At 37.5% G+C, this 10,122-nt stretch carries 14 protein-coding genes and 2 pseudogenes; 9 read left to right on the top strand and 7 right to left on the bottom strand.

Translation table 11 applies throughout. The features are described 5' to 3' along the window. From PVV57_RS09055 to PVV57_RS09045, 3 genes and pseudogenes are all read right to left on the bottom strand, one after another. Positions 1-191 (bottom strand): annotated as a pseudogene (locus PVV57_RS09055) (hypothetical protein); the annotation flags it as partial. After that, entirely contained in the window at positions 175-1,314 is a 1,140-nt protein-coding gene (locus tag PVV57_RS09050) for a hypothetical protein (RefSeq protein ID WP_273783924.1), read from the bottom strand. The pseudogene PVV57_RS09055 and the gene PVV57_RS09050, both read right to left, overlap by 17 nt. Further along, positions 1,304-1,783: a crossover junction endodeoxyribonuclease RuvC gene (locus PVV57_RS09045; protein WP_273719276.1), complete on the bottom strand. Its 480-nt coding sequence runs from the start codon at positions 1,781-1,783 to the stop codon at positions 1,304-1,306. Before PVV57_RS09045 ends, PVV57_RS09050 begins: the two co-directional genes overlap by 11 nt. Before the next feature lie 135 nt (positions 1,784-1,918). On the opposite strand from PVV57_RS09045, the gene PVV57_RS09040 reads away from it, so the two are divergent. Further along, positions 1,919-2,635: a hypothetical protein gene (locus tag PVV57_RS09040; RefSeq protein WP_273783923.1), complete on the top strand. Its 717-nt coding sequence runs from the start codon at positions 1,919-1,921 to the stop codon at positions 2,633-2,635. A 198-nt stretch (positions 2,636-2,833) separates the two neighbouring features. Here PVV57_RS09040 and PVV57_RS09035 read toward each other — a convergent pair whose 3' ends face one another. Beyond that, entirely contained in the window at positions 2,834-3,082 is a 249-nt protein-coding gene (locus PVV57_RS09035) for a helix-turn-helix transcriptional regulator (RefSeq protein WP_273719278.1), read from the bottom strand. Positions 3,083-3,191: 109 nt separating this feature from the next. Here PVV57_RS09035 and PVV57_RS09030 point away from each other — a divergent pair, with 109 nt between their 5' ends. The 8 genes from PVV57_RS09030 to PVV57_RS08995 all read left to right on the top strand — a co-directional run bounded on the left by PVV57_RS09030 (position 3,192) and on the right by PVV57_RS08995 (position 8,433). Further along, complete coding sequence (locus PVV57_RS09030; RefSeq protein WP_273719279.1) at positions 3,192-3,809, top strand: XRE family transcriptional regulator; 618 nt, start codon at positions 3,192-3,194, stop codon at positions 3,807-3,809. A 176-nt stretch (positions 3,810-3,985) separates the two neighbouring features. Next, positions 3,986-4,393, top strand: a complete 408-nt coding sequence (locus PVV57_RS09025; RefSeq protein WP_273719280.1) for a hypothetical protein — start codon at positions 3,986-3,988, stop codon at positions 4,391-4,393. A gap of 94 nt (positions 4,394-4,487) precedes the next feature. After that, entirely contained in the window at positions 4,488-4,958 is a 471-nt protein-coding gene (locus PVV57_RS09020) for a hypothetical protein (RefSeq protein WP_273783922.1), read from the top strand. A 14-nt stretch (positions 4,959-4,972) separates the two neighbouring features. Next, positions 4,973-5,497: a hypothetical protein gene (locus PVV57_RS09015; RefSeq protein ID WP_273719283.1), complete on the top strand. Its 525-nt coding sequence runs from the start codon at positions 4,973-4,975 to the stop codon at positions 5,495-5,497. Between the two features lie 77 nt (positions 5,498-5,574). Continuing rightward, positions 5,575-6,408 (top strand): ERF family protein, encoded by an 834-nt coding sequence (locus tag PVV57_RS09010; RefSeq protein WP_273719284.1) that lies wholly within the window; start codon positions 5,575-5,577, stop codon positions 6,406-6,408. Position 6,409: 1 nt separating this feature from the next. Next, complete coding sequence (locus PVV57_RS09005; RefSeq protein ID WP_208435734.1) at positions 6,410-7,033, top strand: lambda exonuclease family protein; 624 nt, start codon at positions 6,410-6,412, stop codon at positions 7,031-7,033. 111 nt (positions 7,034-7,144) lie between these two features. After that, complete coding sequence (locus tag PVV57_RS09000) at positions 7,145-7,393, top strand: hypothetical protein (protein WP_273719285.1); 249 nt, start codon at positions 7,145-7,147, stop codon at positions 7,391-7,393. A gap of 2 nt (positions 7,394-7,395) precedes the next feature. Beyond that, positions 7,396-8,433: a site-specific integrase gene (locus tag PVV57_RS08995; protein WP_273719286.1), complete on the top strand. Its 1,038-nt coding sequence runs from the start codon at positions 7,396-7,398 to the stop codon at positions 8,431-8,433. A gap of 56 nt (positions 8,434-8,489) precedes the next feature. On the opposite strand, the gene PVV57_RS08990 is transcribed toward PVV57_RS08995, so the two are convergent. The 3 genes and pseudogenes from PVV57_RS08990 to PVV57_RS08980 all read right to left on the bottom strand — a co-directional run. Further along, positions 8,490-8,789, bottom strand: coding sequence for a HigA family addiction module antitoxin (locus tag PVV57_RS08990; protein ID WP_273719287.1), 300 nt, complete (start codon positions 8,787-8,789; stop codon positions 8,490-8,492). An 18-nt stretch (positions 8,790-8,807) separates the two neighbouring features. Then, positions 8,808-9,089, bottom strand: a complete 282-nt coding sequence (locus PVV57_RS08985; protein WP_273719288.1) for a type II toxin-antitoxin system RelE/ParE family toxin — start codon at positions 9,087-9,089, stop codon at positions 8,808-8,810. Positions 9,090-9,860: 771 nt separating this feature from the next. Continuing rightward, positions 9,861-10,122 (bottom strand): annotated as a pseudogene (locus PVV57_RS08980) (late control protein); the annotation flags it as partial.

The raw sequence follows: 10,122 nt of genomic DNA, 5'->3' as shown, positions 1-10,122 counted from the left end.
GTTGTTGACATGCCTTTGGCTTCTCCCCGTATAAGATTTTTAACAGCTTGCAACAAAGACCAGAGTGAAATGCCGTTAAGAGCTGTGATATAAGCCTTTGCACGTGCCTCTGGATTTGAAACTTTTTTCATTGTCAAACCGCTTTCAAGCATATCAAGAGCCTCAGCAATATCTTCAACAGACGCTTTCAAGGTAAGCAAGTTTTGGACTGTCTGATACACTCCGAAAGCTTGTTCCTCCAGTGCTGGTGTCAATTTCATGCCACTGATCAAGGTCCATGGACAATCCCTTGTTACACATCGTATCATCTGATCTGTAATGTTTTGAAGTGGATTCACTAAATCCTGCTTTACGGATAAGATTACGGATTGTTTCTCCGGTACCACCACAAGTTCTTTGATCTTTTGAAAAGTTTCCATTGTTTCCACCATTGTTGTTCGTGTTTTTTGTTTTTTCTAAATTTTCGATAGCCTTTCGCACCCAGTTACGCCAAGTTGCTTGCCAATCGATTTTGGTTGCATTTGCTCCAGCTTTTGAACGCCAGTAATCTCGAAACTTTGCGATTTCGACTTTGACACGCTTTGGAGGCAAGCCCTCTTCGATTGCAAAATCGTAATCGGGTTCAAAGTCTTCAGGCAATCGACAACCTCGATTAGCTTTTGACTGCTTGGCTTTTTTGGGAACGCTTGTCTGCTCGTGAATGGGTGGGTGGTTTTCTGATGATGTTTCGATTTGATCTAATTGGCTTTTGAGAGCATCATCCTCGATTGGCTCGTGAACCAAATCTGTTGTTTCTAAATTTTCAGAACCAATTTCTTTTTTTGCTAATACGATAGTATTAGTTTTTTTATTATATATGTTAATGTTATATGGTATCGTTTCCGTATCGCTTTCGTATTCATTCCGTATAGAATTCGTATCGCCTTCGTATTTAGCTTGTATAGATTTCGTATTATGCTTTACGTCTTTTTCTTTAGATTTTTTCCATCTAGCACTAACAGCTTTTGATGCCGCTTCTGATTTTCCGGCGCTATCACTTAATTCTGCTTCAACATCTAGATTCCATAAACGACCGTCTGCTAAACGAATAATATGACCCGTACTCTGTAAAACATCTAATGCTTTGACAAATGCTTTTACTGAATAGCCAGTATAATTAGCCCAAACCTTAATGTTATTTAAAAGAGGTTCACCTGTGTGAAGCATTTGCAACCGTAATCTCATATATATATTCCCTTCAATAGAAGACAAATAAGTGAGATCAAGAATCCATTTATCAGCAAAAAGCCTTGTCCATGGTATTTTACTGGACATGCATACCCCCTTCTTTCTTTAAATATAAAATTGCCAAAGCATCTGCTTCATTGTCATCACAAGGCGCGTGACCTTTTGCACGCATTGCCTTAATCATTTCTTCTTTTGAAGCATTTCCTTTTCCTGTCGTCGCTTTCTTAATGGTACCAACGGGAATGCCTTCATACGGTATCTGATGATGTTCACACCAAGCTGTTAATGTTGCTAGAAAGCCCCCATAAACATGAGAAGCGTCTGTACCCACATGCCGACGTACCTCTTCGAAATACACCGCATCAATTTCATCAACAGACCTTTTTAGTTCAGTAAGCCATTTCTTAAAGCGCAGATAACGCATACCACCGCCTTCAAAACGACGTGATTGAAAATGTTCTGTATCACTTGTGATAAAACCATCAGAACCGCATATAGCCCAGCCAGTCTTGGTGCCTAGATCAAGACAAAGAATGGTTTGTGCATGAGTGATCATAATTCCCCCCCTTAGGCTCTACGTATTTATATGTTTATATGCGTGCTATGACAGAGTGTGTTGTGACTGCCTGTCTTGAAAAAATGTTTTTGAAAAAGTATCCTCCCAACGATTCTAAAAAAGTGGGGGGGAGTTATGATGCAAGAATGGATAAAGATACTTTTTACAGGTTTTATGTCATTTGCTGTGTCACTTTCGGTAGCGCTTATTTTAAGAAACAAAGACCGTAAAGAAGCGACGAAGATCCGGAAAGAAGATTTAGAAAAATCTGCAAAAAAACGAAAAGAAGATTTAGACAATATAGAAAGGCAATTAGAACAGCTAAAAAACCAAACTGAAGCTGCAAAAGAGCATGTCTCCATTTTATGGGCAGAGAAACAAATACGAGACTTGGGTCCAAAGTTGAAGGTTACCATAAAAGAAGCAACAGCACATAAATATGGTAAAGACTTTTTCATTGAGGTACATGTCATCATAGAAAATCCCACAGAACAAACAATGAGAATAAATAATTTTCGGTTACACAACGAAAACCTATTTGCGCTTAATAACGGTGGTTTTTTGGGAAAACATCCAATGTATTTACAACCAGAAAATGAAAAATATATACCCTTAACAAATCCTTTTGTAGCAGATTTAGAAGCACAGATTATTTTCGATTGTTTTAATTTGGATGCACATGAAGAAACAGAATTTACTTTCACAGTTCGCCACCTAAAACCAGATATCGTAAGCACACCAATCTTTATCATTGAACACACTTCATCAAATCATGCAGAAAAAGTACTTGAAACTACTTTTTGGCCAAATTTTTTACTACCATTCGAGGAGAGTAGTCTCAAAAGCGGTTAATTTTTTCCATTAAATCTTTTTGTGTTTGAATTAAATCTTCTTGTCGACGTATTATGTTTTTCATTATTTTATCTGTCTCTTTTTCTTGCGTTTCCGTCATTTTATAAAAGTAAAAGCCAGAAAAAACATGATTACATTGACTATAAAAAACGCAATCATCGTCGCCCAACTGGAATCCATCTTTATTTCCTTTCTTCTTTAAGCCTGTGAATTGTGTTGCTGTTCATTATTATCTGTAGAAGCAGCAATAAAAGTAGACATAGAGCTAGAACTATCTTTCAACTTTTGCAGCTTGAGATAATTTATTACGGAGATAGATCCTCTTTTTTCCCACTTGCAAACAGCGGCTTGAGTTACACCAAGCATTTTAGCCATTTCTGATTGTGTCCAATTAAATTTGACCCGTATTGACTTAGTCAAATTCTTAAAATCTTCTCGTTGATCCATTTAAAAGCTCCAATTATAGCTTTGCCTTAATTTATTCATATAATTATAGTTATATAAAGTCAAGGAAATTTATCTTTATCAACGATAAAAAAATAAGGTAAGCAAAAGTATGAGTAATAAATCTAATATCATAAGCACATTAAAAAAAATTTTGACTGAGTTTAACTTAACACAAGAAGATGTGGCCAAACGGCTAAATGTAACGCAAGCTTCAGTGTCTAAGTGGTTAAAAGATTCTGATCCGCGTGGTTCTAATCGGGATGCCATTTTAGAATTATATAAAGAACTGACGGGTGATAATCACTTAACAACTTTTGTCCCTCTTATGGGCTATATCGGAGCAGGAACGCAGATAGATCCAAGCTTTGAACAAATCCCAGAAGAAGGTCTTGAACAAGTAGAAATTCCTTTTGCTTTACCTGATGATATGATCGCTTTTGAAGTTAAAGGGGACTCCATGCTTCCAGCTTATAAAGATGGAGATATGGTTATTGTAAGACGCCGCCAAATCAAAACGATAGAATCCTTCTTTGGTAAAGAAGCCGTTATTCTCACGCATGATAATAAAAGATATATAAAGAAAATTAGTAGAGGGATGAATGGCGAAATAGATTTGCTTTCTTGGAATGCACTCCCCATTAAAAATGTTAAAATTGCATGGATTGGGGAAATCTTTGCTATCTTGCCAATGGATTCTTACAGTAAAATGATTCGCTCTTATCGCTAATTATTAGCCATATTAAAAAGTACTTTTCTCTTCTTATTTTACAAGATGTTATAATAATTTTTACAAAAAATATAACTTTTTATAATTTTTTTGCTTGCTAATTTATAATTATAGTTATATAAATATATTATAAATTGATACAAACAATCGCCAAGAGGCGTTAGGGAGGAGAAATTATGGAAAAGCCAATTCTTATTCATTCCGATGAAATTTTATTAGTTGCCTACGATAAAGAGCAATACATTGCAGAGTCTGGACCACTTAATGCAAGCCAAGTTTTAAGCATTGTTGATGAGGTAGATGATGCAATCCAAATCTTTCGCATCAATCCTTCTGAGAAGAGTTGTGAAGATATCTCTGAAGATATTGCAGAAGCATATGTAGAAGCAAATATTGAAGATCTCTATGAGGATAGTGAGGTTCATTACTTTGTACGCGAAAGTGATGTTTACAATAGACTTTTAGACGAGATCGCAGACGAAAAATATAATGATGAGATCTACGGGACTTATGAAGAACAAAACAAGTTGCGTCTTTGTGATGTCATTCCTAACTATTCATCATACTACATAAAGGGTTTTTAAAAGCCCCCTCTTTTCTCAAAAAATTACAACACAAACCAATGCCGTTCTTGAGAAAGAGCGGCAAAGGGAGAGTCTAACTTAAAGGAAATAAACCATGGAAAAGAAGTACGAATTGACTGATGAAATGGATGAAGTTGGAGGACACACGCTTTACCGCATACGTGCCTTAAAAGATTTTGGAAATGTCAAAAAAGGTGACCTTGGCGGTTTTATTGAAAAGGAAGGCAATCTTAGTCATGGGGGCGATTGTTGGGTTGGAGATTATACTAGGGTTTATGATAATGCTCGTGTTTATCAAAATGCACATATTTCCGGTTATGCCTATGTTTATGGTGATGCCAAGGTTTATGAAAATGCATGGGTTTATAGCAATGCCGAAGTTTTTGGCAATGCCAATATTTATGGCAATGCGCGAGTTTTCGGTAAAGCAAATGTTTCCGGTAATACGAAGATTTACGACAAAGCTAGTATTTTGGGGAATGCCAAAGTTTATGGCAACAACTGTATTTATGGTGATGCACAAGTAACTGGAAATACAGAAGAATCCGAAAACGACTCTGTTTAAGGTAGGGGGTAATCATGGAAAAGAAGTACGAACTGACTGATGAGACAATCAAAGTTGGTAGAAAAACACTTCACCGAATTAGAGCATTGAGAGACTTTGGAGATGTTAAAAAAGGTGATCTAGGTGGATTTATAGAACATGAAGACAACCTAAGCCATGAGGGAAATTGCTGGGTAGCGGGTTCGCATAGATCATTTGACAGTGGATATGTTTTTGGAAATGCTAAGGTTTTTGGAAATGCCGTGATTTCTGATGATGCCGAGGTTTATGGTGATGCCATGGTTTATGACAATGCAGAAGTTTTTGGCGGCGCTAAGGTTTATGGTGATGCACGTATTTATGGAAATGCCAAGATTTATGAGACCGCCTTCGTTTTGGGTCGTGCATGGGTTTATGATCATGCCAAGGTTTATGGTTGTGCCGTGGTTCGTGGTCGTGCCAAGATTTATGACCATGCCAAAGTTTATGGTTTTGCTAACATTTATGGGAAAGCCCACATTCGCGACAGAACAAGAATTCTTCAAGATATAAAAATTTAACAATCAAACCAAACAACCTTTAACACATGCGTGATTCACGCCACGGGTGAGTTGCGCGTAAATGTAAGGAAATAAAGATGAGTGAGTTAACTATCACGCAAACCGAATTAGTGGAAAAAACGAACGAGTGTCAAATCAAACCAACTGCTATGGAACTTATTTTAGAAAGAGCTTTAGAAAATGATGTCGATCTGGACCGTCTCAAGAGCCTTCTCGAATTACGAGAAAAGGAGATAGAACGACAAGAGCGCCAAAACTTTGTTCGTGATCTTTCCGCTATACAAATGGAATATAAAGATATCGAACAAAACGCCCTTAATACACATACTAAAAGCCTCTATACAACGCTTGATAAATATATTGATGCTATCAAAGAACCTCTTTCAAAATATCACTTTGCTTTGTTTTCTTGTATCAAAGAGCAGAGTTCAAATAGCATAACCGTAGAAATGACTTTAAAGCATATATCGGGCAATGAGATATCAACACAAGGAACATTTCCTTTTGACACTACTGGAAGTAAAAACAACGTACAAGCGGTTGGTTCTACTATAAGCTACGCACGTCGATATCTCTTAGGCATGCTTCTTAATGTTGCAAGAAAAGAAGACGATACAGATGGAATAACGCTTCTTGCGGGTATCTCTCCTGAACAGATGAATGAAATCAAAGAATTAATTACAAAAACACAATCTGAAGAAAGTAGGCTTCTCTCTTTCATAGGAGTAAAAAAGCTAAAAGATATGTCTTATAAACAAGCACAAACCGCTTTGTTTTCTTTGAAAAAAAAGCAACGAAAACAAATGAGAAAAGCCCAACAAGAGCAAATAAACGCGTCTATACAAGATGCCAAATATATTCATATCCAAGATATTGAATATGCACCAATACAACAAAAAACGGCGGTGTGAAATGGAACAAAGAACAGCAGAGTGGTTTCAAGCCCGTTTAGGAAAAGTCACCGCTTCAAACATTTATAACGTACTCAGTAAAACAGCAAAGGGAACCCCTACAAACAAATATGAAGACTATAAAATTAAACTCATTACAGAGCGTTTAACAGAAGAAGTAAGCCAATTTTATACAACGCCTGCTATGCAATGGGGCATTGAACATGAAGAAGATGCCCTAAAAGAATATGCATTCATTTATGATACAGAGATCATAGGGTGTGGTTTTATCCAACACCCCACAATCAAAATGGCTGGTGCTAGTCCTGATGGGTTTGTTGGTGATGACGGTTTAGTTGAAGTCAAATGCCCACAATCCCCAAACCATTTACGCTTCTTTATAGATGACAATATAAAGCCTGAATATCGTGCGCAAATGCAATTCCAAATGGCTTGTACGGGGCGAAAATGGTGTGATTTTATCAGTTACGACCCGCGTTTCACGAGGCAATCAACATACTTGCGCATGAAAATCAAACGCATTCACCGTGATGAAGAACACATTGAACAGATTAATCAAGCGGTCGAAGCTTTTTTAGCAGAAATAGAACAAGAGATGCAAAAGATTTTGACAAAAGCCGCTTGACGTTATGGGGGTGCTCTCTCCTCCCAGCACCCCCACCCTCTTACCACAACTTTCAGAACATGCGTGTTTCACGCCACATGTGAATTACATCTAAAATCAAGGGGAACGGATATGGCGCACCGCCCACCTACTATCACGCAACCAGCCATTGCACGTGCTTTACGAGAAGCTAAAAAGCAAGTAGCAGAGGTTGTAGAAATCAAGCCTACTGGTGAATTATTAATTCATATCAATAAAATCGTAACACCCAGAACGACAGATAATACTTATAGCATTGATGATTTTCCACCGCTTGAAAATGAACAAGAAGACTACGATACCAGCAAAACTTGTCGTTCTGTCGACGGTATAAAGTTTTAGCCATGCCAAAACGTCGTCCACCATATCTTGTTCGTGAATGTACACGCCATGGTAAAATCATATGGTATGTACGTATTGGTCATGGAAAACGTATTAGAATACGCGGAACCTATGGAACGCAAGAGTTTGTCGATAATTATACGCTTGCTCTTAAGCAAGCGCAAAATGGCACCTCCAAGAAAAGAAAACAAACCAGACTTGTAGAGGGCTCTTTCGATTGGTTGTTGCATCAATATTTACAAAGTATGCAATGGCATAATCAATCAGAATCTACTAAAAAAGTTAAGTATAGAATTCTGAACAATGTTTCTAAACATATCGGCGAACGCGCATATAAAAGCATAGGAAAATATCATATCCTTGACGCCGTAGATAGAAGGCGTGCTACGCCCGCAGCAGCAAAACATTTTTTGACTTCTTTAAATGGTCTCTTTAATTGGGCGGTTGATAATGCCCTTTTAAATAGAAATCCTGCTTTTAATATAAAAGCACCAAAATCTCTTAACAGCGTAGGATTAGCGCCATGGCTAGAAGAGGATATCGATAAATATTATAAACAATGGGCTATCGGTACCCATGAACGCGTATGGGTTGATGTGCTTCTTTATACGGGCTTGCGCCGTGGAGACGCCGTTCGCATTGGCTGGAAAGACGTTAAAGATAATATTATTCATCTCAAAACAGAAAAGAGCCAATTTAAAACAGATGTTTTTCTTCCTATTTTACCAGAACTTGCAGAAACCCTTAAAATTGGTCCTGTAGGTGATGAAACATTCATTTGTGGTAAAGGTGGAAATAAGCTTGTAAAAGAAAGTTTTGGCAACTTATTTCGTGAAGCGTGTAATCAAGCAGGAATTAAAAAATCAGCCCATGGATTGAGAAAATTGGCAGCAACACGGGCGGCTAATGCTGGTGCTACAGTTTCACAAATGAAAGCGCTTTTTGGCTGGACAGAAGATAAAATGGCATCTCTTTATACCAAAACAGCCGATAGAAAACGCCTTGCAATAGAAGCAATTAAAAAACTTCAAAAAAACTAAGGCAATGGGTAGCAGCTAAAAAACAAACCAAAGCCTCGTCAAAATTATGAACGAAATCAAAGCTGCGTTTGAGGTGCATCAGAAACCAGAGGAGAAATAGGTGGTTGTGTCTGTTGCATTGTTTGCCATAAATTATAATTCGTTTGCATATCCAACCAAAATTTTGCTTTACTAAAACCAGCTAATTCTAATTTAATTGCAAGTTCGGTACTCATAGAAGCATGACCGTTAATCACTCTTGATAGAGAAGCTCTTGTCATATGGAGATGATCCGCTAACTTTTGTATCGTTATCCCCATTTCTTCTAAGAAAGCTACTTTTAGAACTTCGCCCGGATGTGCGGGGTTATGCATCATTTGTTTTCGTTCCTTTCATCAATGGTAATCTTGATAATCAACAAGCTCCACATCTGTTCCTATAAAGCGAAAAGTAACACGCCAATTTCCATTCACCCATATAGAATAATATCCTGTAAGTTCACCTTTAAGAGGATGCATTTTAAAGGCAGGCGCTCTCAACATTTCGAGTGTCGTAGCACTTGTTAAAGCCGTTAAGATAACGCGTAATTTCTTTACGTGATCTGGTCGAATAGCTTTTATGGAACCTGTTGTGTAAAATAATTTTAAGCCCTTATGTTTGAAACTCACAATTGCCATTAGCACCCCTTATCGTATACTATTACTATACAATTAATAAAGATAAGAGTCAAGTAAGATGCTGGAAAATCTGGTTACATATTTGGATAAAATGATTGAGAATAAGCTACAAAAAGGTTCGGGATAGACAGAGAAATAAGTTAATAAAATCAACGGAATTAAAATTCCCTTACCTTTATATAAGTTATTGATTACATATAAATATAGCATTCCCACCCCTCCGCCACAGCACTTTTATCGTGCTATAACTTCTTGATTCTATATGTCTGTAGCTTGTCAGTGGTTTTTTCACAATTTGACAGCAGGTTTTGCATCAATTTATTTTTTTTCAAATGGTTTTTAAGAGGTTCTCAAAGAGATTTCAAAGACCTTTCAAAGATCATTTAAAACCTCTTTAATGAGTCTTTATTTTTCTCTCTTAAAGGTCGCAATTTTTGATGATCAATCATTGAGCTGGAATCATATTATTTGAGAAGCAGCATCTATAAGATGTGTTCACCTCTTTGAGCATAAATTGACCGAGAGTTTTTCCGTATCCCAAACACATTATTCAAGTACATTATTAAAGAGAGAAGCGTTTGAGCAATTCGGTCAAGTTGACCGAATTGCTCTTCAGTCTGCAATTGTGCAATGTTTGCACTATTGCTTCTTTCAGCAATTGGTGCAACTTGCACCTATTCCTTACCACAACACCAAAGTACGAACTTTTGATTTTGGTCTCAATACTCTTCATCACCAATCAAAGGGTAAACATTACCCTTTGATTTTCTGTCACTGAAGAATTTCCTTTTCTCCTGTTTCCTTTCCTTGATTTGGTGCCTCAAAGGTGATTTCTGTTGTGTATCCGCTTTGTTTTTCATAGCTGTGGGTAACGGTTGCGGCTTTCCATTCTCCATTGATTTGCCCACGGAACCCTTGAAGCAGCAGCGGTTGATCCGCCATGATTTCGGGGCGCCCCGCAAGGGTCAAAGAACCACTGCCCACAGCACGGCAAAGTCGGTCTGATTCTGATGCAGCAGCAGCTTGTGCTTCT

Source organism: Bartonella sp. AU15XJBT (assembly GCF_028618615.1).
Taxonomy (GTDB): Bacteria; Pseudomonadota; Alphaproteobacteria; order Rhizobiales; family Rhizobiaceae; genus Bartonella.
This window is presented reverse-complemented; position numbering and strand designations above follow the sequence as displayed.

Excerpts from the sequence above, each read along its gene's own strand:
- PVV57_RS09050 (WP_273783924.1), bottom strand. The coding sequence starts at position 1,314 with ATGTCCAGTAAAATACCATGGACAAGGCTTTTTGCTGATAAATGGATT.
- PVV57_RS09045 (WP_273719276.1), bottom strand. The coding sequence starts at position 1,783 with ATGATCACTCATGCACAAACCATTCTTTGTCTTGATCTAGGCACCAAG.
- PVV57_RS09040 (WP_273783923.1), top strand. The coding sequence starts at position 1,919 with ATGATGCAAGAATGGATAAAGATACTTTTTACAGGTTTTATGTCATTT.
- PVV57_RS09035 (WP_273719278.1), bottom strand. The coding sequence starts at position 3,082 with ATGGATCAACGAGAAGATTTTAAGAATTTGACTAAGTCAATACGGGTC.
- PVV57_RS09030 (WP_273719279.1), top strand. The coding sequence starts at position 3,192 with ATGAGTAATAAATCTAATATCATAAGCACATTAAAAAAAATTTTGACT.
- PVV57_RS09025 (WP_273719280.1), top strand. The coding sequence starts at position 3,986 with ATGGAAAAGCCAATTCTTATTCATTCCGATGAAATTTTATTAGTTGCC.
- PVV57_RS09020 (WP_273783922.1), top strand. The coding sequence starts at position 4,488 with ATGGAAAAGAAGTACGAATTGACTGATGAAATGGATGAAGTTGGAGGA.
- PVV57_RS09015 (WP_273719283.1), top strand. The coding sequence starts at position 4,973 with ATGGAAAAGAAGTACGAACTGACTGATGAGACAATCAAAGTTGGTAGA.
- PVV57_RS09010 (WP_273719284.1), top strand. The coding sequence starts at position 5,575 with ATGAGTGAGTTAACTATCACGCAAACCGAATTAGTGGAAAAAACGAAC.
- PVV57_RS09005 (WP_208435734.1), top strand. The coding sequence starts at position 6,410 with ATGGAACAAAGAACAGCAGAGTGGTTTCAAGCCCGTTTAGGAAAAGTC.
- PVV57_RS09000 (WP_273719285.1), top strand. The coding sequence starts at position 7,145 with ATGGCGCACCGCCCACCTACTATCACGCAACCAGCCATTGCACGTGCT.
- PVV57_RS08995 (WP_273719286.1), top strand. The coding sequence starts at position 7,396 with ATGCCAAAACGTCGTCCACCATATCTTGTTCGTGAATGTACACGCCAT.
- PVV57_RS08990 (WP_273719287.1), bottom strand. The coding sequence starts at position 8,789 with ATGATGCATAACCCCGCACATCCGGGCGAAGTTCTAAAAGTAGCTTTC.
- PVV57_RS08985 (WP_273719288.1), bottom strand. The coding sequence starts at position 9,089 with ATGGCAATTGTGAGTTTCAAACATAAGGGCTTAAAATTATTTTACACA.